27 protein-coding genes are annotated in these 23,333 nt (G+C 68.5%); 13 read left to right on the forward strand and 14 right to left on the reverse strand.

All coding sequences use genetic code 11. From position 1 onward, the window contains the following. Positions 1-202: 202 nt before the first annotated feature. On the forward strand, positions 203-1,234 hold the full coding sequence (locus tag ACIN94_RS13950; protein WP_400704611.1) for an NAD(P)H-dependent flavin oxidoreductase: 1,032 nt from the start codon (positions 203-205) through the stop codon (positions 1,232-1,234). Between the two features lie 319 nt (positions 1,235-1,553). On the opposite strand, the gene ACIN94_RS13955 is transcribed toward ACIN94_RS13950, so the two are convergent. From ACIN94_RS13955 to ACIN94_RS13980, 6 genes are all read right to left on the reverse strand, one after another. Beyond that, positions 1,554-2,255, reverse strand: a complete 702-nt coding sequence (locus ACIN94_RS13955; protein ID WP_400704614.1) for a dihydrofolate reductase family protein — start codon at positions 2,253-2,255, stop codon at positions 1,554-1,556. A gap of 169 nt (positions 2,256-2,424) precedes the next feature. Further along, positions 2,425-3,774, reverse strand: a complete 1,350-nt coding sequence (locus tag ACIN94_RS13960; protein ID WP_400704617.1) for an MFS transporter — start codon at positions 3,772-3,774, stop codon at positions 2,425-2,427. A 258-nt stretch (positions 3,775-4,032) separates the two neighbouring features. Then, positions 4,033-4,272 carry a hypothetical protein gene (locus tag ACIN94_RS13965; RefSeq protein WP_400704620.1) on the reverse strand — a complete coding sequence of 80 codons (240 nt, stop codon included), beginning with the start codon at positions 4,270-4,272 and terminating at the stop codon, positions 4,033-4,035. Between the two features lie 79 nt (positions 4,273-4,351). Beyond that, positions 4,352-5,092 carry a cation transporter gene (locus ACIN94_RS13970; protein WP_400704623.1) on the reverse strand — a complete coding sequence of 247 codons (741 nt, stop codon included), beginning with the start codon at positions 5,090-5,092 and terminating at the stop codon, positions 4,352-4,354. Further along, complete coding sequence (locus ACIN94_RS13975; protein WP_400704626.1) at positions 5,089-5,493, reverse strand: ArsR/SmtB family transcription factor; 405 nt, start codon at positions 5,491-5,493, stop codon at positions 5,089-5,091. Before ACIN94_RS13975 ends, ACIN94_RS13970 begins: the two co-directional genes overlap by 4 nt. Positions 5,494-5,660: 167 nt before the next feature. Beyond that, positions 5,661-6,344 carry a TioE family transcriptional regulator gene (locus tag ACIN94_RS13980; protein ID WP_400704629.1) on the reverse strand — a complete coding sequence of 228 codons (684 nt, stop codon included), beginning with the start codon at positions 6,342-6,344 and terminating at the stop codon, positions 5,661-5,663. Between the two features lie 91 nt (positions 6,345-6,435). Here ACIN94_RS13980 and ACIN94_RS13985 point away from each other — a divergent pair, with 91 nt between their 5' ends. The 5 genes from ACIN94_RS13985 (at position 6,436) to ACIN94_RS14005 (ending at position 11,017) form a co-directional block, all read left to right on the forward strand. After that, positions 6,436-7,602: an erythromycin esterase family protein gene (locus ACIN94_RS13985; protein WP_400704632.1), complete on the forward strand. Its 1,167-nt coding sequence runs from the start codon at positions 6,436-6,438 to the stop codon at positions 7,600-7,602. A 617-nt stretch (positions 7,603-8,219) separates the two neighbouring features. Further along, positions 8,220-8,780, forward strand: coding sequence for an RNA polymerase sigma factor (locus tag ACIN94_RS13990; RefSeq protein ID WP_400704635.1), 561 nt, complete (start codon positions 8,220-8,222; stop codon positions 8,778-8,780). Beyond that, the gene (locus tag ACIN94_RS13995; RefSeq protein WP_400704638.1) at positions 8,777-9,736 is read left to right on the forward strand and encodes a hypothetical protein; all 960 of its coding nucleotides are present in this window, start codon (positions 8,777-8,779) and stop codon (positions 9,734-9,736) included. Before ACIN94_RS13990 ends, ACIN94_RS13995 begins: the two co-directional genes overlap by 4 nt. A 102-nt stretch (positions 9,737-9,838) precedes the next feature. Next, a complete protein-coding gene (locus tag ACIN94_RS14000) occupies positions 9,839-10,018 on the forward strand; it encodes a hypothetical protein (protein ID WP_400704640.1) in 180 nt (59 codons plus the stop codon). Between the two features lie 429 nt (positions 10,019-10,447). Next, entirely contained in the window at positions 10,448-11,017 is a 570-nt protein-coding gene (locus ACIN94_RS14005; RefSeq protein ID WP_400704643.1) for a TetR/AcrR family transcriptional regulator, read from the forward strand. A gap of 29 nt (positions 11,018-11,046) precedes the next feature. On the opposite strand, the gene ACIN94_RS14010 is transcribed toward ACIN94_RS14005, so the two are convergent. The 3 genes from ACIN94_RS14010 to ACIN94_RS14020 are packed head-to-tail and all read right to left on the reverse strand — an operon-like array spanning position 11,047 to position 12,899. Next, a complete protein-coding gene (locus ACIN94_RS14010; protein ID WP_400704646.1) occupies positions 11,047-11,325 on the reverse strand; it encodes a hypothetical protein in 279 nt (92 codons plus the stop codon). Between the two features lie 59 nt (positions 11,326-11,384). Beyond that, positions 11,385-12,518, reverse strand: a complete 1,134-nt coding sequence (gene tgmC / locus ACIN94_RS14015) for an ATP-grasp peptide maturase system methyltransferase (protein WP_400704649.1) — start codon at positions 12,516-12,518, stop codon at positions 11,385-11,387. Positions 12,519-12,539: 21 nt separating this feature from the next. Continuing rightward, a complete protein-coding gene (locus ACIN94_RS14020) occupies positions 12,540-12,899 on the reverse strand; it encodes a phosphotransferase family protein (protein WP_400704652.1) in 360 nt (119 codons plus the stop codon). 85 nt (positions 12,900-12,984) lie between these two features. On the opposite strand from ACIN94_RS14020, the gene ACIN94_RS14025 reads away from it, so the two are divergent. Both ACIN94_RS14025 and ACIN94_RS14030 read left to right on the forward strand, forming a co-directional pair. Next, complete coding sequence (locus ACIN94_RS14025; RefSeq protein WP_400704655.1) at positions 12,985-13,494, forward strand: SigE family RNA polymerase sigma factor; 510 nt, start codon at positions 12,985-12,987, stop codon at positions 13,492-13,494. Further along, entirely contained in the window at positions 13,494-14,168 is a 675-nt protein-coding gene (locus ACIN94_RS14030) for a hypothetical protein (RefSeq protein WP_400704658.1), read from the forward strand. Before ACIN94_RS14025 ends, ACIN94_RS14030 begins: the two co-directional genes overlap by 1 nt. 227 nt (positions 14,169-14,395) lie before the next feature. Here the strand turns inward: ACIN94_RS14030 and ACIN94_RS14035 are convergent, their stop codons facing one another. Beyond that, complete coding sequence (locus ACIN94_RS14035) at positions 14,396-14,893, reverse strand: MarR family winged helix-turn-helix transcriptional regulator (RefSeq protein ID WP_400704661.1); 498 nt, start codon at positions 14,891-14,893, stop codon at positions 14,396-14,398. A gap of 63 nt (positions 14,894-14,956) precedes the next feature. On the opposite strand from ACIN94_RS14035, the gene ACIN94_RS14040 reads away from it, so the two are divergent. The 3 genes from ACIN94_RS14040 to ACIN94_RS14050 all read left to right on the forward strand — a co-directional run bounded on the left by ACIN94_RS14040 (position 14,957) and on the right by ACIN94_RS14050 (position 16,605). Further along, a complete protein-coding gene (locus ACIN94_RS14040) occupies positions 14,957-16,078 on the forward strand; it encodes an FAD-dependent oxidoreductase (RefSeq protein ID WP_400704664.1) in 1,122 nt (373 codons plus the stop codon). A gap of 59 nt (positions 16,079-16,137) precedes the next feature. Beyond that, positions 16,138-16,350, forward strand: coding sequence for a hypothetical protein (locus ACIN94_RS14045; protein ID WP_400704666.1), 213 nt, complete (start codon positions 16,138-16,140; stop codon positions 16,348-16,350). A 102-nt stretch (positions 16,351-16,452) separates the two neighbouring features. Continuing rightward, the gene (locus ACIN94_RS14050; protein WP_400704669.1) at positions 16,453-16,605 is read left to right on the forward strand and encodes a hypothetical protein; all 153 of its coding nucleotides are present in this window, start codon (positions 16,453-16,455) and stop codon (positions 16,603-16,605) included. A gap of 80 nt (positions 16,606-16,685) precedes the next feature. Here ACIN94_RS14050 and ACIN94_RS14055 read toward each other — a convergent pair whose 3' ends face one another. The 3 genes from ACIN94_RS14055 to wrbA form a co-directional block, all read right to left on the reverse strand. Then, on the reverse strand, positions 16,686-17,378 hold the full coding sequence (locus tag ACIN94_RS14055; RefSeq protein WP_400704672.1) for a hypothetical protein: 693 nt from the start codon (positions 17,376-17,378) through the stop codon (positions 16,686-16,688). Between the two features lie 422 nt (positions 17,379-17,800). Next, entirely contained in the window at positions 17,801-19,228 is a 1,428-nt protein-coding gene (locus ACIN94_RS14060; protein WP_400704675.1) for an MFS transporter, read from the reverse strand. 25 nt (positions 19,229-19,253) lie between these two features. Beyond that, positions 19,254-19,934 (reverse strand): NAD(P)H:quinone oxidoreductase, encoded by a 681-nt coding sequence (gene wrbA, locus ACIN94_RS14065; RefSeq protein WP_400704678.1) that lies wholly within the window; start codon positions 19,932-19,934, stop codon positions 19,254-19,256. 78 nt (positions 19,935-20,012) lie between these two features. On the opposite strand from wrbA, the gene ACIN94_RS14070 reads away from it, so the two are divergent. Then, the gene (locus ACIN94_RS14070) at positions 20,013-20,987 is read left to right on the forward strand and encodes a nitroreductase/quinone reductase family protein (protein WP_400704681.1); all 975 of its coding nucleotides are present in this window, start codon (positions 20,013-20,015) and stop codon (positions 20,985-20,987) included. A 1,211-nt stretch (positions 20,988-22,198) separates the two neighbouring features. Further along, on the forward strand, positions 22,199-23,023 hold the full coding sequence (locus ACIN94_RS14075) for a hypothetical protein (protein ID WP_400704684.1): 825 nt from the start codon (positions 22,199-22,201) through the stop codon (positions 23,021-23,023). Positions 23,024-23,116: 93 nt separating this feature from the next. Here ACIN94_RS14075 and ACIN94_RS14080 read toward each other — a convergent pair whose 3' ends face one another. Next, complete coding sequence (locus tag ACIN94_RS14080) at positions 23,117-23,326, reverse strand: hypothetical protein (protein WP_400704687.1); 210 nt, start codon at positions 23,324-23,326, stop codon at positions 23,117-23,119. Positions 23,327-23,333 lie beyond the last annotated feature (7 nt).

The following is a 23,333-nucleotide window of genomic DNA, read 5'->3' on the forward strand; positions in this document are numbered from 1 at the left end:
TCTCCCCGGATCTATGCCTGCCGTGCATAGCAGCAGCTTAACCGGCATTTCACAAGCGTTCGCGGGCTGTCTAGCGTGGGTAGTGGCCGCTGAACGCCGAGAGAAAGTGATCATGACGCCAGAAGTAGCACGACCAACAGCCCCCACCCGCCCGCGCAGGGAGTCACCCTGGCCTGACACCCGTACCCCAGGAGGAGTTGTCATGAGCAGACTGCTGTCCGATCTCGGAATCGACCTCCCGGTCCTCGCCGCACCGATGGCTGGCGGACCGAGCACACCCGCACTCGTCACGGCGGCCGCGCGCGTCGGCGGCCTGGGCTTTCTCGCCGGCGGGTACAAGACCGTGCAGGCGTTGGCCGGGCAGATCCACACCGTACGGGCGGACGGAGTGCCGTTCGGCGTCAACCTGTTCGTCCCCAACCCAGTCCCCGTCTCCGCCGAGGCGTACCGGGGTTACGCCCAGGCGGTGCAGCCCGAGGCCGAGCTGTACGGGCTGAAGCTCACCGACGGGGACCCGGTGGAGGACGACGATCAGTGGACGGACAAGGTCGACCTGCTGACCGCGAGTCCCGTCCCCTGGGTGTCCTTCACCTTCGGTATCCCCGACCGCGCGGTCGTCAGTGCCCTGCGCCGGGCCGGCACCACCGTCCTGCAGAACGTCACCTCGACCGACGAGGCACGCCGGGCGGCGGAGATCGGAGTCGACGCACTGATCGTGCAGGCGTCCACGGCCGGCGGGCACTCGGCCACGCTCACCCCCGAGCGACCGCTCACGCCCGTGCCGCTGCCCGAGCTGGTAGGCCAAGTGCGTGACGCCGTCACCTTGCCGGTCATCGCCACCGGCGGAATCGCCACCCCGGCCGATGTGGCGGCCGCGCTGCATGCCGGTGCGGAAGCCGTTATGGTCGGCACCCTCCTACTGCGTACGGACGAGAGCGGAGCATCGGCGCCGCACAAGGCGGCTCTCGTGGACCCCGCCTTCGAGACGACCATCGTCACGCGCGCCTTCACGGGGCGGCCCGCCCGCGCCCTGCGCAACCACTTCACCGACCGCTTCGACGCGATCGCCCCCGCCGGCTACCCCGCCCTGCACCACCTCACCGGCCCGCTGCGCAAGGCGGCCACCGCGGCCGGAGACACCCGGCTGATCCACCTGTGGGCCGGAACGGGACACCGCGAGGCGAGGAGTGAGCCTGCTGAGCAGGCACTCGCTCGGCTTGCCAGTCGGCTCTAGCCCTGGGCGACTCGGAGAGTGGCCTGTGCCCGGCTTCTCATGGCCTCTCCAAGATCGTGGGAACCTGTCGCAGGCGACGCTACAGGCTCCTCGTGATCATGCCAATGCTTGATCAAAAATCTTGAGGCCGCCATCTCGGCGAGAAGCACGACCGACCGGGCGGCGGCGCCCCGAGCGAGGGCGAGCGAGCCGAACCGCCCTCGCCGGTCCCTCGCGGCCGCCTCCAGTCCCGTTCTCGCCTGCTGATCAGGGAGTGCGTCCGGGCACAAGTGGCCTCCAAGAGGGTGCGCCCATCCTGCGGGCATGTACAACAGCGGGGCTACGGGGCGTCCGCTCCGCTGCCGCTACCACGGTCGTCGAGGACGAGGGCGGCCCGTCCATTGACGGCGTAGCGGATGTGCGTGACCTCAGGGGTGTGGATCACTCTGGTGGGCGTGAGCTCGATCGCCTCCTTCTCGGCGAGGTCGAGGTCGGCGTCGAGCAGGCGCATCCCCGTGCCGAGTACGGCCGGGACGATATGCAGTTCCAGCTCGTCCAGCAGGCCGGCCTGGAGCACCTGGCGTAGCACGCTGCCCCCTCCGGCGACCGCCACATTCTTACCCCCCGCGGCGGCGCGTGCCTGTTCCACGGCGCTGGCGATACCGTCGGTCACGTAGGTGAAGCTCGTCCCGCCCTGACGCACCACGGTCTCGCGGGGGCGGTGGGTCACGACGAACACCGGCGCGCGAAACGGCGGCTCGTCACCCCAGGGAACCTCGCCTCCGTCTGCCATGCGTCGCCCCATGACGTAGGCCCCGGCGGCCTCGAACGACTCGGCGATGACGTCGGAGTTGACGTCCTGTTCGCCGCCCGCGAAGCCCTGCCGTTCGCGCCAGGCCATGGCGCCGATCACCCACCGGGTGACCCGGAAGAAGCCCGCGGCCTCCGCCGACTCCATCCAGTCCCCCGCCTCGCCACTGTGTCGCGGGCCGGCGTAGTAACCGTCGAGTGACACCGACATCTGTGCCGTCACCTTTGTCATGTCGCTTCGCTCCTGTTCCGGCGGCCCCCGGATGGGACCCGCTCAGTAGAGAGTCGGAGCCGCGGACCGGATCTCTACATGCCCGCACAGATATCTTGACGCCGCCGGACGACGCGGCCTCGCGGCCGGTCGGTTTGCCAAGCGACATGAGAGTGTCAGTGGGTCCCGGTCATGTTGTCACTTCGGACGGTGTCGATTCGTTGCCGCGCGCTTGAGCAGGTAACTCTCGCAATGAGCGCAGGGGTGAGGCATAGGCGATCGCGGTGCCGAGAAGCATCACGCCGCTGCCGATGACGAGGGTGGCTCGGAGGCTGAGCACCGATCCGAGCAACCCACCGAGAAGCGCGCCGAGGGGCTGCGTTCCGTAGACGAGGAATCTCCAGGTGGCGTTGGCCCGAGAGAGTAAGGCGGGGGTGATCAAAGCCTGTCGGAGAGTCTGCTGGTTGACGCTGTAGAGCGATGGCCCGGTTCCCCGCAGCACCTGCGCCACGGCCAGAATGGCGAGCGTGAGCGACAGAGGGCTGCCTGCGGCTGCGAGTACCAGGCCGGCGATGGCCGCGAGGAACATCCCCGTGATGAAGGATCGGCCCGGGCCGATACGTTGGCTGATCTGGGCCACGACCAGAGCGCCGAGGATCCCCGCCACGCCGCCGATCGCGATGACCACGCCGATCAAAGCCGGAGACAGGTTGAGATCTTTGACCAGATAGAGCACCAGGACGACGTTCTGGATCTGTCCGCCGAGCGCGCCGAGGGTGGCCGCCAGCGTCGTGGCGCGAATGATCCGATGGGCGAAGACCGCGCGCACTCCGTCGAGGATGTCGGCCCACAGGTGACGCTGATGTCGTTCGGTGGAGACGACGGCCGGTCCGGGGGTGCGGATGCGCGCCTTGCACAGTCCGGCGAGCAGGAAGGAGACGGCGTCGACGGCGATGGCGATCGGTGCGGTGAGCAGCGAAACCAGCACGCCGCCCAACGCTGAGCCGGTCGTGGTGACGGTCGCGTTGCTCAGCATGAGCGCGCTGTTGGCCGGCAACAACTGCTCACGTGGCACCAGGACGGGGGTGAATGACTGAGCGGTCACGGTCTCGAAGAGGCTGCAGATGCCGGCGAGAACCATCACGGCGTACAGATGCCAGATCTGCAGCAGTCCGAGCACGGCCGCGACCGGGACCGAGCCCAGCAGCAGGGTCTGCGCCAGGTCTGCCAGAACGAGTATTCGCCGGTAGGGCATGCGGTCCACCCACACTCCGGCGGGCAGCCCCAGAACGAGGTGCGGAAGCAACGCCGCCGCACCGAGAAGTCCCATCTGGGCGGGTGAGGCGTTCAGGTAGACAACGGCTGTCAACGGCAGTGCCACCATGGTGACGCTCGATCCGAGCAGCGATGTGGAATTGCCGACGAAGAGCCGGCGGAAGTCGGGATACCGCCGGAGAACCGACCATGGCCGAGATGAAGGACGGTGACCGTCATCGGTCTTCTCTGGCGGTGCTGGGGTTTCCCCCTCATCAGCGGCCATAGCCGGACGCTACCGAGGTCTTCAGGCAGATGCATCGATGCCTAGGACGTGAGCCCGGCCAGCCCCCGCTCTTCCACGATTCGGCTGATGCGGGCATAAAAGCGGGCGAAGACCGGATGGTTGACACCCGTAGCAGCCATGGTGTTCTTCTTCCCGCTCATCACCGCCTCACCAGGTGAGGGCAGGAACAGGCGGTGTCATGCCGATGGCCCTGCTGGGAGTGTGGGGTGATGTCGTCCAGGCGACGGGCGGAGGGATTCACATCCGCGGGGTGAACTGGGACAGGTCGTAGATGCCGAGGGTCTTTTCGATGTCGGCGACCTGGCCGACGATGCCGGTGAAGCCGCTTGAGCCGAAGCGGCGGTGTTCCTCGTCTTCGAAGATCTCGCCCAGTTCGAGGAACTCCTTGGCCGGCACGACATCACGGAAGACGGGGAAGACGGCGGTGTCCTCGCGGTAGATCAGCAGGATGCGCTTGAGTACCCCGTGCTCACGCATGAGATCTTCCGGCGGCGCGGGCGGCGCGCATTTCGCCGTGGTAGGCGGCCCGCGCGGTCAGGCATTGGGCGGCCGATCATCACGTCTCCTGCTGAGCAGACGAGCAGCAGCCATCCGAGCATCCGCCGCTGTTGATGGCGACGTCGGCGGCGGTGCCGGGGCCGGGACTGGTGGGTGTGGCAGCGGGGACGGCGCAGCAGGCATCGCCGCGCCAGGCTTGGCGGCCTTCGGTGACCGCGACGGCGGCGATGACCAGGGCGGCGATCGGATCGGCCCACGACCAGCCGAAGGCGCTGTTGAGCGCCAGCCCGGCCAGCACGACGGCTGACAGGTAGGTGCACAGCAGTGTCTGCTTGGAGTCGGCGACCACGGAGGCGGAGCCGAGCTCGCGACCGGCGCGCCGTTGCGCGGCTGACAGGAACGGCATGATCATCAGCGAGAGCGCGGCCAGGATCAGGCCGGGGGTGGAGTGGGTGGCTTCGCCGGCGCCGAGCAGGGTAGCTGCGGCGTCCACGGTGACGTAGGCGGCCAGCGCGAAGAAGGAGATCGCGATGATGCGCAGCGCGGCCCGTTCCCGCTTCTCGTGGTCGGCGGCCGAGAACTGCCAGGCCACCGCGGCGGCTGAGGCGACCTCGACGACCGAGTCGAGGCCGAAGCCGATGAGGGCGGCCGAGGAGGCGATGGTACCGGCGGTGATCGCGACGATGGCTTCGATCACGTTGTAGGTGATGGTCGCGGCGACCAGCAGCCGGATCCGGCTCTGCAGGACGGCGCGCCGGGCCGGTGCCGGCCCGAGATCGGGCAGGTTCAGCACGGTCATGCGACCGGTTCTTCGTCAGCCGGCGGCTCCGTGTCGCCAGGCTCGATGCCGAAGACGGGGCAGAGCGTGACCGCGTGGCCGGTGGCGGCCAGCAGCTGCTCGGCCGCGCCCAGCAGATCCATCAACTCGGGCCGGGTCAGCGCGTAGAACGACTGGCGGCCCTCGGCACGGTAGTCGACTAGATCGCAGTCGCGCAGGCAGGCCAGGTGCTTGGACACGGTGGACTGGGCGAGCCCGAGCTCGCCCACGAGGTCGACCACGCGGGCCTCGCCGCGCGCCAGACGCTGCACGATCTTCAGCCGGGTCTCATCGGCCAGGGAGTGAAACAGCGCCGCCGCCGGCGGGATGCCTGCGGCGATGTCGGCGTTCACACAGCGACCCGCCTCGCCATCAATCGCCATATAGCGATGATAGCCGGATTCTGGGATGTATTGGCAAGAGGACGGGACGGATCCGGAGCAAGGTCAGCGACGCCGCGCGGCGCAGTCGCGGCCCTCTTGGGGTGCCGTTAAGGAGCATCAGGCACGACGAGCCGAACGCCAGCGCACTGACACTCTCTGACTCGGCCTCAGGGTTCGCGGGCGCCGAGGTACGCGTCCAGGTCGGCGGCGCCCTTGAGCATGGCGCGGCCCCGGGCGGACAGGCGGGCCTGCCAGTCGCGCAGGGTCGACTCCAGCGGGGCGACGCCTCCGGCGGAGTGGACCTGAGCGATCAGCGGGGCGATCTGCTCCAGCAGGTAGCCGCCCCGCCGGAGCTGGTGGGCCAGCCGGACGTCCCGTACGTCGGCCGCGCTGTAGATCCGGTAGCCCGTCTGCGGATCGCGGCGCGGCCGGACCAGCCCGGCGTTCTCCCATTTGCGCAGGGTGGCAGGGCGGATGCCGAGCCTGCTGGCCAGAGGGCCGATGAACGTGTCGCCGCGCTCCTGCGGCACGGGCGCCAGATCGCGGAGCGCGGCTCCGACGGTCTGGAGGGTGCGGCGGTCGTCGAGGAGTTGGTCGTGGCTCTCGTCGATGAGCCGCAGCGCGTCCTCGGTGGCACCCCGGTTGACCGCCTGCATGATCGACGTGGCCGTCTGGTGACCGTGCCCGGGCACAAGGGCGAGGAACGCGCGCAGGGCTTGCGCGTGCAGCGACGTATAGGTGCGATAGCCGTGCAGGGTGCGTTCGGCGGCGGGCAGGATGCCGGCGTCCTCGTAGTTCCTGATCGCCTGGGTGGACAGGCCGTGCTCGCGCGCCAGGTCCACTGGCCTCATGAATGCATCACCGATTGAAGGTCCGTCGCGATGAGAGCGGGGATTTTCGTAGCAAAGTTTACACCGAGTGTTCAACGATACCGTTGAAGGTATGGATATCAAGGGCACGGCCCGGCCGCTCGATGGCACGGGCGTCTCGGCGTTCCTCCGGTCGCTTCCCGCCAAGCCCCTGCTGCTCGGCCTGGGCGAGGCCAGGCACTTCGTGGGGGAGCTGGGCGAGTTGCGCAACGAGATCTTCCGGCATCTGGTCGAGCACGAGGGCTACCGGTCGTTCGCCATCGAGAGCGACTGTCTCATGGGCCTCATGGTGGACGACCACATCACGACGGGCGCGGGCACGCTCGATGACGTCATGGAACGCGGTTTCAGCCACGGCTTCGGCGCGTCACCGGCCAACCGCGAGCTCGTGCGCTGGATGCGCGCGTACAACGAGGAGCATGACGAAAAGCTCCGGTTCTACGGCTTCGACGGCCCTCTGGAGTATTGGGCGGCGAGCCCGCGCCAGGCGCTCACCGCCCTCTACGCCCTCCTCGACGGCCCGCTCCCGTGCACGATGGAAACCCTCGACACGCTGCTCGGCCCGGACGACCGGTGGTCGAACGAGGCCACGGCCATGGATCCGTCCCAGTCGATCGGCCAGTCCGCCGAGGCCCAGCGGCTGCGGCTGCTCGCCGACGACCTGGTGGCGCTGCTCGACACGCAGGCGCCGCGGCTGAGCGCGGAGGACAGAGAGAGGGCGGCACTGTACGGGCGCACCGCCGTCGGCCTGCTCCGCTACCACTACTGGCTGGCCGACGCCTCCCCGGGACGGTGGACCCGGCTGTCGGCCCTGCGGGCCGCGATGATGGCCGCCAACCTGCGTGCCGTCGCCGAGCAAGGCCCGGCCCTGGTTTTCGCCAGCAACCTTCACCTGCAGCGGAACAAGAGCCTCATGCCGTTCGGCGACCAGACGCTGGAGTGGTGGAGCGCGGGGGCGATCGCCGAAACGCACCTGGGCGACCGGTACGCCTTTCTGGCCTCGGCCCTCGGCACGGTCGGCGACGACATTCCGTCCCCGGACACCGTCGAGGGCCTCCTGTCCACGCTCCCGTGGGACCACTCTCTCATCGACGCCCGCCGCCTGGCCGAGGCCATCACGGAGCCCGCCCCGCGTACCTCCCACGATTTCGCCTATTTCCCGCTGGACCCGGCCCAGCTCGACATGATCGACGGCATCGTCTTCCTCAATCAGGCTGTCAGGCTGAAAAAGCTGGGTTGACAGGCGCGTGCGTGTCAGGCTGTGCTGACACGCACGCGCATCAATCACACCATCCATGCCCACCCCCTCACCGAAGGCGGCGCCGCAGCGGCGGACCGTCCACCGGTGGCCACGTCCCGTCCTTCTCGGGACACCGGGGTCAGCCGAGCTTGGCCTTGACGCAGACGTTCCAGCTCATCACCGAGATCGCGGAGGACGACGTCCGGGCCTGAGCCTGTCCTCCGAGGAGAGGAACCGTCATGACCGCCAAGGCGGCCGCCATTAGCTTCCTTGGGATCATGACTGGTCATTGAAGCATGCCCGGACAGCCGGATCCGGCGGTCCGGCGCCGCGTGGGTGCCGGAGTCGACATCCGCCGCGGTTAGGCGGGATCTCCGAAACGCGACTGGCTGACAACACCGGGTGAGGCAGAGCCCTCGCTTCACATCTCAACGACAACACCGACCAGGACTGTCCCCTCGCCTCTCCCGGTCAGATCGCATCTGACCTGTTCACGCCCCTCGCGTCGAGCAAGGCCAGGTGAGACGGGACAACTTTTTCGTGGTGACTGGAAATGATGCGTCATCCGCGCACATAGGCAGGGTTGTCCGTTAAGTGAGTTGATGAGGAGAGGTGCCATGGGACCGCCCGTGGATGACGAGCGGCTGGTCAGATTCGAGGCTGTCTACAACCAGGCCTATGGCCAGATCACGGCCTATGCCGCGCGCCGCTGTGATTCGCCACAGGACGCGGCGGACGTTGTGGCGGAGACCTTCACCACTGCCTGGCGGCGGGTGGACGAGCTGCCGGAGGGAGAGGAGGCCACGCTCTGGCTGTACGGCGTAGCGCGCAAGGTGCTGGCCAACCACTACCGAGGTGACAGCCGCCGGCGGGCACGCAATGTCGCGCTCGATGCCGAGATGGCCGACCTGTATGGAGATTCCCCGGACAGCGGGGTCGAGATCAAAGCGATCGGCCAGGTCTTCCGTACCTTGTCCGACGATGACCGTGAGGTGCTGTCGCTGGTCGCCTGGGAGGGCCTGGACCGCGAGGAGATCGCAACGGCACTCGGGGTGTCGCGCAATGCCGTACGCATCAGACTGCACCGCGCCCGCAGGCGCTTTTCCCGCGCGCTCGCCGAGGCGGGTGTCCGCTTCACGTCAGAGAGCCGGTTGGTCCCGGCGGAAAGGCCGCTGTGAAGAACATCGACGAGATCGACGCGATGAAGCCGCTGGCCAGGGTCGAGCCCGGCAAGCAAGGAGGCAGCCCGTCCGGCGCGGGGGCGCGGGCGCTGCTGGCCGCGATCACCTCGGAAGAGCCGGGCACGGTGACGAAGACCCGCAGATATGCTCCCCGACGGCTTGCCCTGGGGCTGGCGGCCGCGGTCGTGCTCGCCGCAGGTGCGGTGGTGGGCCCGAGCCTGCTGGAGAACGGTTCCGGGGGATCGAGCTCCTGGGCCGTCACCAAGGCCGCCAACGGGATGGTGACCATCCAGGTCCGCGACTTCCGTGACGCTTCGGGGCTGGAGAAGCGGCTGAAGGACCTCGATGTTCCCGCCATCGTCGACTACGTTCCCTGGGGACAGCGATGCCGCGAACCGCGCGGCAAGCACGTGATGGACATCCCCCAGGGCCTGTACAGCCTGCCGGAGAACATCCCCGGCGAAAAGCACGGCTGGCAGATGCGGATCGACACCAAGCTGTTCAGGCCGGGCCAGACCTTCGTCTGGACCATCAGCGCCCCTGAGCGCGGGGAAGGCAGCAGCACCAGCACCTATCTCATGGAGGGGCCGGTGGCGCCCTGCGAACCTGTTCCCGCGCCCACACCGAAAGAGATCAAGGCGGAATTCCATGTTGCGACCCTCAAAGGGCGCTCGCTCGATGGATTCCGCGTGGATGAGAAGACCGTCGGCGAGGTCCTGCCGGAGCTCAAGAAGCGTGGCAGGAAGGTCATCTTCCTGATCATGGCCATCCCACCGGGGAACCCCGGAGGTTTCAGCGAGGAGCGCACACAGGAAGAGCCCGTCGGCGACGACTGGATCGTCTGGGAGGCAGAGGAGAACGTCAAGGGGGGGATCCGCCTGCTCGTCACCGAAAAGCGCTACGACAAGAACCCCGTCTACGGAGGCCCGCGAGACGCCGTCATCACCGATTAAAGCCCGGTGGACGCGCTGCTCGCGGAGGTCGTACGGCCTGAAAGTCCCCCCATGACTCCCGCCGCCCAGAGCGCTACGCCGATGTAGAGAACCTGCTCGGGGATGCGTTGCCACAGCGGCGTCGCCGCCTCTCCTGCAAAGGACACCCTGGCCAGCGCGGCGTGGATGTTGGCCGGGAGCATGAGCACGAACAGCAGGGCCAGGCAGATCCCGGCCGCCCGCCGGGTGGCCGGAAGTACGAGGCCCACCGCCCCGGCCAGCTCCAGGATGCCGGTCAGGTAGACCACGAGGACGGGGAACGGGACGAACGAGGGGACCATGGCCACCATGTCGGCGTGGTTCGGCATGAAGGTCACGTCTGGCGGGACGAAGTGAGCGCTGGCCGTGATCACGAGCATGACAGCCAAGCCATGCGCGGCGCTCACCCGCCAAGTGGTGAAGCGGGCCAGACCGAGCAGCATGCCCAACAGGCGGAAGCCCAGCGTGGCCGCGACGAGAACGATCACGATCATAGAACTCACCTTCTTTAGATGTGCTGTTATCCGAACACTTGATCGCTGATCACTTGCCGGTGGTTGCGTTACCGCCCGCCTTCCGGCAGCAGTGGCTCGATCCGCCGATCTTGTCATCGGCAAGATTGGCGGAGGTTCGTCATCTTGTCAATGTCAAGATAAAGTGAGTCCGTTACCGGGAGATCACTGAAGTGCGGAGGTGAGGCAGATCAACCAGCCGACCTACCACCACGGCAATCTGCGGCGCGCCATCATCGACGCCGCCCTTGAGGCCATCGACGAATCCGGGCCGGCCGGATGGAGCCTGCGCGAACTGGCCCGCCGCGCAGGGGTCTCACACGCCGCCCCCGCTCACCACTTCGGCGACAAGACGGGACTGCTGACCGCCGTAGCCGCTGAAGGTTTCGAGGTGTTCGCCGACGTACTGGAGCGAGCGGCCGACGACATTTTGGAGGCCGGCGTCGCCTACATCCGCTTCGCCATCGACCACCGGCCCTACTTCGAGGTGATGTTCCGCCCCGAGCTCTACCGCACCAATGACCCCAGCGTGAAATCCGCACGTGAGCGCGCCGCCCATGTGCTCGTCACCGGCGCCAGCACGATCTCGCCGGACCCGGAACAAGACCGGTTGACCACGATCGCCGCCTGGTCGCTCGCCCACGGCTTCGCCGCCCTGTGGATGAGCGGGGCTCTCCCCGAAAGCGCCCACGACGATCCGGAGATCATCGCCCGCTCGCTGGTCCGGCTCGTCTTCGGCACAGCACGGTAAGCATCAAGCTGACTCCTCCACCAGCCGGGTCAGCACCGTGATCCCGGGTAGGAGCACCGGCCGAACCGCCTCCGGACCTGCTCCAGCATGGCCCGGTACGGCAGCTCCCCGGCGAGCAGGCTCGCGGCCTTGGCCTGCAGTCCCGCGATGTTCACCGCGACCTCCGGAACCTCGCCGGGGCACGGGGTGAGCGCCTCGTTCAGGACGACCAGGGTGTCCAGCACCAGCGGCACATCCGGCGAACCGGGCGACAGATCGGCGTCCCGGCCGTCGACGTACTCGTGCAGCAGCACGATCCACCCCTCCACCTCGCTGCTCCACCGCAGGCCCGGTCCGACATGAGGGGCCGCACCGGCGGCCGGGAAACTCAGACGGGCAGGTCCCAGCTCGGCCCGCCGGGGTCGCCCAGCCAGACACGCTGACGCTCCCCGCTCACGGTGAGCCCATACGCCGACTGGTGCGGAGATCCCGCGTCCTGCCAGACCAGGACGGCGTCCTCGACCGCGTCCCACAGCCGCAGCGGACCGTGCTGGCGGACCGTCCACCCACCCGCCGGGTCGGGCCGGGTGGTGGCCTGCGAGCCGGTGGCCACGTCCAGCAGGGCGACCTCCGCACCGCCACCCAGTTTCACCGCCGACGGCGCGGCCAGCTGCCCCACGAACAGCCCGGCCGGATCGTCCAGGACACGCGGATCCACCCGGCTTCCTCTGCCGTTCCCGATCCCGAGAAGGGGGGAGGACATCGGAGGCGGGCCGTGGGGGCGGGCGGTCATGAAGTAGACGTCGTCCTCCAGGAACCTCCCACTGGCGGTGCCGTCGTCGGCAACGGTGAGGTGCGCGAACGCGACCCCGCCCATCCACCCGGAAAGAGGGGCGGTGATCGTGCCTCCGTCGCGGACCTGCCACATCCAGGGAATCGGGATGTAGCGGACCGAACAGGTGGCGATCAGCCGGTCGTACTCGGCGTTCCCCTCGTAACCCGCGAGGCCGTCGCCGACCACGAGCGTGGGCGCGTACCCGGCGGCGGCGAGCGCGTCGCGAGCCCGCCCGGCCACGACCTGGTCGTACTCGATCGAGGTCACGGCCTTGTCGCCGAGCCGATGACACATCAGCGCCGTGGAGTAGCCGGTTCCGGTCCCGATCTCCAGCACCTTCTCACCACCGGAGATCCTCGCGGCCTCCAGCATCCGCACGACCAGGCCGGGCATCGTCGACGACGACGTGGGCGCCCCGCAGACGAGACCGCGCGCCTCCCCGACCATCACGCCGTCGACCTGCGTCACCCACGTCTCGTCGCGGTAGACCAGCTTCAGCCATTCGTCCCCGGTCATCTCCTCGCGGCGCGCCACCTCCCACCGATCGCCGTACTCGGTGGCCCTGGCGATCGCCGAACCGAGAAAGTGTTCCCGAGGTACGGCCTCAACCGCCTCCCGCCAGGCCGGGCCACAGGTGAGCTGATCGGCGAGAGCAGAGCGAAGCCCTACAGCCTCATGCACGGTCACGTCAGGTCCTCCAGGAGCAGGTCAGCAGGAGCGATACCGCACCCATGCTCGCCCGGCCTCGGCGGCTCGCGCACGGAAATCGCGCCCTTCCACCGGGCCGAACCGCGCCTTGTACAGGCGGAACAGCGTCCACAGCGCGGCCAAGCCGGTGACCGCGTTCGCGGGTGCGGACCGCCAGGCCGGTACCCGGGCCAAAAGCGCCTCGGTCTGCTCCGGGATATGGCCCGCCTCGACGAGACGGGGGGCGAGCATGACGGCGTCCACCCACGCGGCGCCGCGCGCCGCGAACGCCCAGTCGATGACGTACGGCCTGCCGTCATCGATCCGGAAGTTGCCGGAATGCAGGTCGTAGTGGAGAAGGGTGTCAACCCTCCAGCCCATCACGGCTGAGCCCGCCCGTCCCATGCAACCGGCGCCCGGGCCGGAAGCATCTCCTGGGGTGTGAAGCCATCGATCTGGGAGACCCATGAACCTTGACGAGGAGTACACCGCCTACGTGAGTGGCCGGCTGTCCTGGTTGCGGAAGATTGCTTACCCGCTGTGCCAGGACTGGCACCGCGCCGATGACCTGGTGCAGACGGCGATAACGCGGCTCTACGTCAAATGGCGCCAGGCGCGAGCCGCCGATGACCTCGACGCCTACGTACGGGTGATGCTGATCCGAGTCTTCCTCGCCGAACAGCGAGGGGGCTGGTTTTCCCGGGTACGGCTGACATCCGCGATATCCCACCAGCCGTTCGAAACCGGCGACCGGGACATGGCCATGGACGTCAACCGAGCCCTCGCCGCCGTCCCGCCGCGCCAGCGCGCCACCCTCGTACTCCGCTTTCACTGCGACCTGAGCGTGGAGCAGACCGCCCACGCGCTCGACTGCTCCACCGGAACCGTCAAGAGCCAGACCGCCCGTGGCCTCGCCACCCTGCGCTCGATGCTCGGCGCGCCGAAGTCCCGTCTCGCACGTATGGAGGACCGCTGATGGATGTCAAGCAGATGTTCGACTCGCTGGCGACGCACGAGCAGCCGCCTACCGCGGTTGACGTGAACCAGGCCATGGCAGCAGGACGTGCCGTGCGCAGACGTCATCGTGCTGCCGTCGCCGGGACCACGGCCGCGGTGGCGGTCGCGGCCGTCCTCGCGGTCGGAACGGTTCACCCGTGGCCGCGGCAGGACGGCGTCGCTGTCGCCGTGCCCGCCACACCCTCCGCCACGCCCTCCGTCACGGCCACGCCACAACCCACCTACAAGGGATTCGCGGAATTGAAGAAGAAGTATCCCCCCAAGGGAAAGGTCGCCTCCGTACCGCCGCTACTGATGTGGGTGAGCGACGCGCCCCGCAAGAACGAGCTTTTCCTTTGCGAGAGCGGACCGAACGGTAGCTCCTGCTCCTCATTTCCGCCCCTCGCCGCCAAGGAGTTCGCCCGCAGGCAGGGCAAGCTTCGCGGCGTGCACGTCTGGTTTGGTGTGGCCAAGGACGACGTACACGGAGTGACGGCTGTCACCAGGGACGGGCGGAAGGTTCCAGGCACCCTCACACGGAGCGTCAGTCCAGGGCTCAGACTTTGGGCCGTCGAGTATCCCACTGGAGCCGACGTGCGGAGCCTTGTCTTCACCGGCGCGAAGGGGGGGACCCTGCAGCGGATCGCCCCGTGACGTGTCTTGATCTCTCACACCGCTGAGGGCCTGGCCGGCTCCTCGGCGGACGGCCTCTCGCGTGCCCTCAGCCGGCTGCCCTTGCTCACGGTGCCGCCCTTCAGACGTCCGGGGGGGTACTGGGCTTCCTCATTCATCGTCGCACTGCCAGGGCAGCCCCGTCAGCCGCTCGGCGTCCAACATCGACAGCCCTTTGCAGCACAGACCATGGTCGTGATTACGGACAGTTACTTTGGGGCTGGTCGCGCGGACCCGAGTGGGGGGCCTTGTTCCTTGACCCCGTGCTCGCGCAGTTCCCTGGTCGCCGAGCGGTAGGCCCGGGCGACGCCGGTGAGGATGCCCAGCATCAACGGCACCTGCTCCGGCGTGTAGTGCCCGCGGATCTCTCCCAGGTGCCGCTCGGAGGTGATGCGGGTGGCGTGGTATTCGGCCATGCCGTCCTCTATCAGCTCCACGGTGACCATGCGCCGGTCGCGCTCGCCGCGCACCCGCCGAACATAGCCGGCCTTCTCCAGGCGGTCGATGAGCCGGGTCGCGGAGGCGGACGGCAACCCCAGCTCCTCGGAGATGACCCCCACCGGGAGCGGGCCGCGCATCTCCAGCAGGATGAGGGCGGCCACGTCCACATGGTGCACGCCGAGCCGGTCGGCGATCGCCTCGATGTGCAGCATGACCGCGATCAGGAACTCGCGGAAGACGTCCTCTTCTGGGTGCTTGTCGGTCACTCGACCCAATGTACTTCATATCGATGTATCTTTAAATCGAAGTTACTTCGATTCGGAGATAAAATGGACGTTCTTGTCATCGGCGCCGGCGTGGGCGGCCTGGCCGTCGCGCGGAGCCTGCTGGCCGCCGGGCACCGGGTGCGCATCTATGAGCAGGCGCCGACCATGCGGACGGGCGGCGCGGGACTGAGCATCTTCAGCAACGGCGCCGCCGTGCTGCACGATCTCGGTGTCAGCCTCGACGGCGTCGGCGGCCGGTTCGACCGGATCGACGCGCTGACGGCGGACGGCCGGCTACGGCTCAGCTCGGACATGGCCCACGCGGCCACGCTCTACGGTTTCCCGAACAAGTCGATCTCCCGCCGCTTCCTGCTGGAGCGGCTGTCCGAGGGGCTGCCCGGCGACCTGATCAGCTACAGCATGGGCTGCCGGAAAGTGACTCAGGACGGTGACCGGGTCATGGCGACCTTCGACGACGGCTCGACGATCACAGGGGACCTGCTCATCGGAGCCGACGGCCACCACTCGGTCGTCCGGCGCGAGCTGTGGGGTGACGTCCCCATCCGGACGGCCGCCTTCGGCACCTGGCAGGCCCTGAGCCGGATCGACATCGACCTCACCCGCACCCACCTCCACCTCATGATCACCGGAAGGGAGGGTGCGTGCGGGATCATCCCCGCCGGGGACGGCAACCTCCAGTGGTGGTTCGACGTGCGCTGGTCCCCCGGCGAGCCGCGCCCCGCCGCGCCCCTGGCCGAGCTGAGGCGCCGCTTCGGCCACTGGGCGTCCCCCGTCCCCGAGTTGCTCGCCCAGGCGTCCGAGGACGACCTCGACTTCTTCGGCCACCACTGGCAGAAGGTGCGCCGGGAGTGGGGCAAGGGCCGCGTCACCCTGCTCGGCGACGCCGCCCACCTCATGCCGCCCACCCTCGGCCAGGGCGCCAACCAGACCCTGGAGGACGTGTGGGTGCTCGGGCGCGAGCTCGCCAAGGGCGGCGACCCGGCGCAACGGCTACGCGCCTACGAGCGGGCCCGCTACCCGCACGTCAACCTGGTGTCCAGGCTGGCCAGGCACAGCCCCGCCAACTGGCGAATCCCCCCGCTCATCGGCCGGATGTTCTCCGAGACGTCCCAGAGCGGGATGCTCGCCCGCTTCAGCAACCGCCTCACCGCCCTGTCCCACTGAGAGCGGGCGTCAGAAGACGGCGACTTGGCCGATCAGGAGGCGTCGTAAGGACACCCAGCATGAACATCATCAGCGGGCGAGTCGTCGGCACCAGCGAGGACGAGGTGTGCGGCGACGTCGGATTCGTCATCAGCGGGAACACCGGCCCCGTCCATCTCGGCGCCGGGACCCTCTACGTCAACACCACGGTCGTGAGCGGGGACGGCGCCGTGATCGTCAACGGCGACCATCACGGCGGCATCGGCCGCAGCTTCGGCGGCAAGAAGAAGTGAGCGCGTGCGGGACCATCCCAACCGGCCCCGCACGCGCGTAGAGCCTCCCACCTGCACCGATCCGGCGCGAGATCCCGCCCCGGCACGAGACAGGAGACCCCTGTGAAAAGCAGCGCGAAGAAGAACCCTGAGGAGCTCAGGCGCCGGGCCGAGGAGTCCCGGACCGCTGCGGCCACCGCGAGTGGCGCCAAGAAAGACGCTCACCTCCGGGTGGCAGACGAGCTGGAGCGCATGGCCCAGGAAGCCGAGAGGTGAGGTAGCCGATCGCTGGTTCTCACCGGCCCGTTCCCGTTTCCCCCGGGGCGGGCCAGTGCCATGTCCGCGTGCTCTGGGTCTCAGTCGATGGTCGGGAAGCCGGCGGACACCTCGTTTTGCGGCAGCGTCCACGGATCCACCCGGCTCTCCCGTACCTCTCCCCCCGTGAGGTACGGCGGGGCCATCGGCGGCGGACCATGAGAGCGAGTGGTCATGAAGTGGATGTCCTCCGCCAGGAACCGCCCGCTCGCCGTGCTACCGGCGCCGAGCGTGAGGTGCACGAACGCGTCACCGCACATCCACCCGGACATCGGCGTAGTGATCGTGCCGCCGTCACGGAGCTGCCACACCCACGGAATCGGGATGTGGCGCACCGAGCAGGATGCGATCAACCTGTCGTACCCGGCGTTCCGCTCGTAGTGCCCCAGACCGTCACCGACCACGAGCGCAGGCGCATACCCGGCGCCGGTGAGCGCGCCGCGGGCCCGGCCTGCCACCACCGGGTCGCACTCGACCGAGGCCACCGCCTCGGAACCGAGCCGGTGACAGAGCAGCGCGGTGGAGTAGCCGGTCCCGGTGCCGACCTCCAACACCCTGTCCCCCTCGGAGATCCGCGCGATCTCCAGCATCCATACGACCAGACCGGGCGACATCGAGGACGAGGTGGGCGTTCCAGAGACGGTACCCCGCGCATTCTCGACCAGGTCGCCGTCGAGCTGCGTCACCCAGGTCCTGTCGCGGTACGCCAACTCCAGCCACTCGTCTTCGCCCACCTCCTCGCGGTGGATCACCTTCCACCGGTCGCGGTACCCAGTGACCTCGGCGATCGCCGAACCGAGAAAGCGTTCCCGAGGGGTGAATGAACCGGCCGGCGACCCTCGTACAGAAGTCCTGGTTGTCACGGGTGTACGCCAGGAAGGCGTGCCAGCCGATGTCCGCCTGCTTGGACGCGTCCGGCCTCCTCGGCCAGGGCGACCTCCGCACCGCCCCCCCAGTTTCACCGCCGACGACGCGGCCAGCTGCCTTGCGAACAGCCCGGCCGAATCGTCCAGGACACGCGGATCCACCCGGCTGCTCCTGCCGTCGCCGATCCCGAGAAGGGGAGGAGACATCGGAGGCGGGCCATGAGGGCGGGCGGTCATGAAGTAGACGTCGTCTTCCAGGAACCGCCCGCCGGCGGTGCCGGCGCCGACGCTCAGCCGCGCCTGTGCCGCGGCAGCAACAAGCTGACCACCGCGATGGCCAGGCCGAGCCCGGCCGCCATAAGGAAGACCAGGTCGTAGCCGGCGGCGAGGGCGTCAACCGGGGAACTCCCGCCGGCCTCCGACGCGGCTCTGGTGCCGGCGGCCGTCGCGAGCACCGCCAGGCCGATCGACCCGCCTACCTGACTGGCGGTGTTGGCCAGGCCGCCGATGATCCCCACGTCGCCCTCGGGACCGTCGGCGGTCGCCGCGGCCATGAGGGTGGGGAAGGTCAGCCCGATGCCGACCGCGATGAGCAGCGTAGGCCCGAGCACGCTGGTGACGTAGCCGCTGTCGGCGTGGGCCAGGGAGAGCCAGCCGAAACCGGCCAGGAAACAGGCGCTACCGGCCAGCACCAGGGGGCGCACACCGGTTCGCGGCAGCAGGGCGGCGGCCCATCGCGCGATCACCATGAACATCACCGCCGCGGGTGTCTGCCCGAGCCCGGCTTGAAGCGCACTGAAGCCGAGTACGTTCTGCAGGAAGAGCGACGTGAAGTACCACATCGCGATGGCAATTCCGCCGAACAGCAGCAGCATGCCGTTGCCGACGGCCACACCCCGGATCTTGAACAGTCGCAGGGGCACCATCGGCTGGGTGGCGAAACGCGCCTCCACCGCGGTGAAGACGACGAGCAGGAGCAGGCCCGCCACGGCTGGCCCGACGACCAGCCCGGACGACCAGCCATGATCGGCGCTCTGCATGACCCCGTAGATCAGCGCGGCCAGCCCCGCCGTCCCCGTGACCGCGCCAGTAAGGTCGAGCGATTCCCGTTGGCCGGTTCGCATGCCGGCCAGCGACATCACGGCCACTACGATCAGCACCGCGCCGATCGGCACGTTGATGAGGAAGACCCACCGCCACGACAGGCCGGTGGTGATGGCACCGCCCGCGACCGCGCCGACCATCCCGCCCACACCGCCCGAGGCAGACCATGCGCCGAACGCCTTGGCACGCGCGTGCGGCTCGGTGAAGGAGGTGTTGATCACGGCCAGCGTCGCCGGGGCCATCATGGCGGCTCCGATGCCCTGCGCGACGCGGGCCGCCACCAGGACCTCCGGAGCGGTTGCCAGGCCGCCGACCAGACTCGACGCGGAGAACAACAGCAGCCCGGCGACCAGCATCCGGCGCGGGCCGAACAGGTCAGCGGCGCGGCCACCCAGCAGCATGAAGCCGGCGAAGGTAAGCAGGTAGCCGTTCACCACCCAGGCCAGGCCGGTGGGTGTAAAGCCGAGGTCCTCACGGACCGAGGGCAGGGCGACGTTAATGATGGACGCGTCCAGGATGACCATGAACTGGCAGGCACACGCCAGCGACAGGACCAACCAGGCGGGGCCGGCGTGCGGCCTGGCCCGCTGAGATGCGGTGCTGGTGCTTGTCATGACTTCCTCCTTGCCAACCCGCCGCTCACGCGGTGTGGGAGGCTGTTGCGGCCATGGTTTCGCGGGCGTTCCCGTCATCCGCGGCGGCATCGGTGACGCGGCCACCCCCCAGCAGCCGGGTCGTGATCTGGGCCAACCGCCGTCCCTGGTACCTGGCCGCTTCCAGCGCCGCGGCGTCTGGGCCGTCTCCGGTCGGGCCGGTCACAAACGACGTGCCGTAGGGGTTGCCGCCGGCTGCGTACACGACCGGATCGGTGAATCCAGGCGGGACGATCAGCGCCCCCCAGTGGTAGAAGACATTGCCCAGCGACAAGATCGTGGCCTCGCTGCCGCCGTGCCGGTTGAACGCCGAGGTGAAGGCCGTCACCGGTTTGTCGGCCAGTCCGCCTTCGTGCCACAGCCCGCCGGCCTGGTCGATGAACTGCTTGAGCTGCGCGGCCGGCGCGCCGAACCGCGTCGGCGTCCCGAACGCGAACGCATCGGCCCACGCCAGGTCCTCAACCGAGGCCTGGGCGATCGAACTGGTGGCATCGGCGTGCCGCCGCCACAGCGGGTTCTGGTCAATCGCGCTGTCGGGCGCCAGCTCGGCGACCCGCCGCAGCCGCACTCCGGCCCCGGCCGAGGCGGCGCCCTCGGCGACGGCCTGCGCGAGTGCGTGCACAGTGCCTGTCGCGCTGTAGTAGATGACGGCGACCTTCACGGTCATGTCCGGCTCCTCGATGTCGGATAGGATTAGTTATGCGAATAAATATTATTCGCATAACTAATCTGTCAAGGAGAGCCCATGGACTTCGAGCACGCCGACGCCCTCAACCAGGCCATCCGCCTGTTGAGCCTGCGCCACCGGGCCAGGGCCGCGACGCTGCTGGCCCCACTCGGCCTGCACCCCGGACAGGAGGCGCTCCTGCTCGAACTCGCCCGCACCGGCCCGACGATCCAGGCCCAGCTCAGCGAGGCGCTCGGCTGCGAGCCGCCCAGCGTCACGCTCATGACCCGCAAGCTCGAAGCCAGCGGCCACATCCGCCGCAGGCCCGCCCCCTTCGACAAGCGCGCCAGCATCGTCGAACTCACCGACAGCGGTAAAGCTCTAGTCGACCAGGTCAAGCAGCTATGGTGCGCCCTGGCAGAGGAGACCGTGACCGGCCTGCCCGCCCAGACCGTGGCAGAACTACCCGGCATCCTCAGAACCTTGACCAGCAACGTGGACACCAGAGGCCCCCGCCACCCACACGGCCGCCGGCACGGTCTAGTCACGGAATCGCGACGGACCGGGCACGTTGATCAGGGCATGGCGTTGACTGGTGACTACGAACCGAGCGCGTCGGGGTGGGTCCGCGAGCACGTCGAGCAGATCGTGCGCACCGGCACGACCGACGGCGTCACGATCAATGGCCTGCCCACCGTGCTGATGACCTACCGGGGCGCCAAGACCGGCAAGGTTCGCAAGACGCCCCTGATGCGTGTCGAGCACGAGGGGCGCTACGCGGCTGTCGCGTCCAAGGGGGGCGCGCCGACCAACCCGCAGTGGTACGCCAGCCTGGTCGCCGAGCCGGTCATCGAGCTTCAGGACGGCGCGGTGACCCGGGATTACCGGGCGCGCGAGGTGTTCGGGGACGAGAAGGCTCTCTGGTGGCGCCGGGCGGTGGACGCGTACCCGGACTATGCCGACTACCAGCGCAAGACTGACCGCCAGATCCCGGTCTTCGTGCTCGAACCGGTCAGCGGGGGCACACCGGCCGGTGACGGCACCGAGGGCTAGTGTTGTGAGTCGCCCGAACACCTTACCGGCGTCACCTACGCCCTCTCCGGCAACACAGCAACACGCCCTCATCGGCGGCGAGCCGGACCGTTGTGGCAGCGACCATTGCAGTCTCCCCGCGGACCCTCTGTATCAGCGTCAAGTGGGACACAGAGGGGGTTGGTGTTGTCCAGCCCATCCTGGACTAGGCGCTCGTACAGCTGGTCCATCTCGTCGACTCGGGCTTCCGTCCGCCGGTGCGGCGCGTACTGCGCGCTACAGACGAGTTCAGCTGCGATGCTTTCCACACCTGACCTGGGAAAACGAATGGACTACCCGTGAATAGCAAGCCTGCTGCAGTCAGCCTCGCTCTCGCTCTGAGCATCGGTGGCATCGCCCAGTCCCGAGCCGCCGGCGCCGACGCCACGCCCTTCGCCCCGCGGACGGTGACCGTCACGGCGCCTGGATTCCATGCTGGTGGCACATGGCGGCTCCACCAGAGCAACGGGTTCGTAGTAACGCTTAACCTGACTCAGGACAGCAGCGGGAGATTTTTCGGGACCGCCTCCTACCCCGGCGCTGTCGGGACGATCGAGCAAGGCTCGGTGGACGGCAGGGGGATCTTCTTCATCATTGCGTGGGCGAACGGGGCCAAAGGCCGATACGCAGGCACCCTCGGTCCTGACAAGCGCCTCTCTGGCACTTCGTCCGACCTGAACCACCCATCAAGCCAGGCAACCTGGTTCACTACCCGCGTTTTCTCCTGAGATGCGCCTCGTTCCGGTGTGTCGCCCACCAGCGCCAAGCGGGGCGGTTGATGGGGGCCGCTCTTGGGTTACTTTGTCCGCATGGGTGGACAACGGAGTGAGGGGTCGGCGGTGGTCCGCTATGTGGGTGTGGCCGGTGTCGCCGCGTGGTTCGAGGTGTCGCCGGGCACGGTAACGAAGTGGCTGGACCGGTACGCGGAGACGCATCCGTATCCGAAGCCGGACGCGGAGATCGAGGAGGGTAGGTCGGCGGTGAAGGGCTGGTTACCGGAGCGGGAAGCGGAGTGGCGCGCATGGAATGCAGGCCGGCCAGGGCGGGGGGCAGGCGGGGGTCCGAAGCCGAAAAGGTAGTCGCTGGGCCTCGTCTTTGAGCGAGACCCTTTTTCTTGGCCCGTTCCCTCAGACAAAGTCTTACCTCCCCCCTAACATCGTCTGTATAGCCAGACGATGTTAGGGGGGAGCTGTGTGACCAACAACGAGATCCAGGCCACCCCAGAGGGGCCCGCGACAACCGACCCGCGCGCCGCAGTCATCACCGCCCGGACCGCCGCAGACGCCGCCCAGTCCAACCTGAATTACCACATTCGCGTCTGCCACTCCTGCCGCATCGGTCAGGACGGCATGTGTGCCGAAGGCGAGCTGCTCAGCGCTGCTTTCAGCAGCGCTATCGTCGTCTCGGTTGCCGCCCATGAGGCGTACGCGCCGACCGGCAGCACCGTCACTTACCACGGCATGGAAACTCGGCACCGTGGCCCCGGATGGACTGTCCGCAGCACCGTCCAGGGCTCTTGGGGGACGTCATACACGATCGTCCGGAACATCGGCCGCGCTCGGGACGCCGCACAGAACGTCGTCTTGACCGGCGTCCGCATCGAGTGCATCACCCCTGCGCAAGATGACCCGCGGCTCATCGGCCGCCGAAACCGCGCCGACGCCATCGCCGACGGCACCCTCATCGAAATCCCCCAGGTGCTCCGCGCCGAGATCGGCTTCCTACCCGTCACGTTCACCGCCGCCGCGTGGGCCGACACCGTGGCGTGGACCGACGAGGACACCGCTCGCACCGGCATCCCGCAGGATGAGGACGGCCGCCTGTTGGCCGTGCTCGCCATGGCCCGCAGCGTCGCCGGCGACGCACGGTATGACAGGCCTGTGACGTTCTCACTGTTCCGCTATAGCCGTGATGACATCGATGGCACCGACCTCGAAGCATTGAAGACCCGCCTGCAGCTGAACCTCGACTACGACGACGGCCTGGCATTCACCATCAGCCTGCCCAGCGAAGACTGACCATGTGACCTCCTCGACGCCCGGCATCCAGTACCGCCCTGACCGGTTGCTGGACGAAGACCAGGCCGGACTAGCGCATGCGCCCCGGGGGCTTTACGCCAGTGGGTCCCGGCTCGGTCCGCCAGGGGCGCCCAGCCAGATGTACTGACGGCCCTCCGTGACGGTGAGCCCGTACCCGGACCGGTCCGGGCAATCCGTGTCGTACCAGGCCAGCAGGGCATCCTCGACGGCGTCCCAGAGTCGCAGCGGGCCGCGCTGGGTGACCAGCCACTCGCCGTCCCGATCGAGCTCGGCCCTCGTCACAGCCTCT

The sequence above is a fragment of the Streptosporangium sp. NPDC087985 genome (genome assembly GCF_044741965.1).
Lineage (GTDB): Bacteria > Actinomycetota > Actinomycetes > Streptosporangiales > Streptosporangiaceae > Streptosporangium.

Coding starts and splice junctions, on each gene's coding strand:
- ACIN94_RS13955 (WP_400704614.1), bottom strand. CDS start 2,255: ATGACAAAGGTGACGGCACAGATGTCGGTGTCACTCGACGGTTACTAC.
- ACIN94_RS14000 (WP_400704640.1), top strand. CDS start 9,839: ATGCGTTGCCACAGCGGCGTCGCCGCCTCTCCTGCAAAGGACACCCTG.
- ACIN94_RS14020 (WP_400704652.1), bottom strand. CDS start 12,899: ATGGGCTGGAGGGTTGACACCCTTCTCCACTACGACCTGCATTCCGGC.
- ACIN94_RS14030 (WP_400704658.1), top strand. CDS start 13,494: ATGGATGTCAAGCAGATGTTCGACTCGCTGGCGACGCACGAGCAGCCG.
- ACIN94_RS13990 (WP_400704635.1), top strand. CDS start 8,220: ATGGGACCGCCCGTGGATGACGAGCGGCTGGTCAGATTCGAGGCTGTC.
- ACIN94_RS13980 (WP_400704629.1), bottom strand. CDS start 6,344: ATGAGGCCAGTGGACCTGGCGCGCGAGCACGGCCTGTCCACCCAGGCG.
- ACIN94_RS14025 (WP_400704655.1), top strand. CDS start 12,985: ATGAACCTTGACGAGGAGTACACCGCCTACGTGAGTGGCCGGCTGTCC.
- ACIN94_RS14040 (WP_400704664.1), top strand. CDS start 14,957: ATGGACGTTCTTGTCATCGGCGCCGGCGTGGGCGGCCTGGCCGTCGCG.
- ACIN94_RS14045 (WP_400704666.1), top strand. CDS start 16,138: ATGAACATCATCAGCGGGCGAGTCGTCGGCACCAGCGAGGACGAGGTG.
- ACIN94_RS13970 (WP_400704623.1), bottom strand. CDS start 5,092: ATGACCGTGCTGAACCTGCCCGATCTCGGGCCGGCACCGGCCCGGCGC.
- ACIN94_RS13965 (WP_400704620.1), bottom strand. CDS start 4,272: ATGCGTGAGCACGGGGTACTCAAGCGCATCCTGCTGATCTACCGCGAG.
- ACIN94_RS13975 (WP_400704626.1), bottom strand. CDS start 5,493: ATGGCGATTGATGGCGAGGCGGGTCGCTGTGTGAACGCCGACATCGCC.
- ACIN94_RS14070 (WP_400704681.1), top strand. CDS start 20,013: ATGGACTTCGAGCACGCCGACGCCCTCAACCAGGCCATCCGCCTGTTG.
- ACIN94_RS14060 (WP_400704675.1), bottom strand. CDS start 19,228: ATGACAAGCACCAGCACCGCATCTCAGCGGGCCAGGCCGCACGCCGGC.
- ACIN94_RS13950 (WP_400704611.1), top strand. CDS start 203: ATGAGCAGACTGCTGTCCGATCTCGGAATCGACCTCCCGGTCCTCGCC.
- ACIN94_RS13985 (WP_400704632.1), top strand. CDS start 6,436: ATGGATATCAAGGGCACGGCCCGGCCGCTCGATGGCACGGGCGTCTCG.
- ACIN94_RS13960 (WP_400704617.1), bottom strand. CDS start 3,774: ATGGCCGCTGATGAGGGGGAAACCCCAGCACCGCCAGAGAAGACCGAT.
- wrbA (WP_400704678.1), bottom strand. CDS start 19,934: ATGACCGTGAAGGTCGCCGTCATCTACTACAGCGCGACAGGCACTGTG.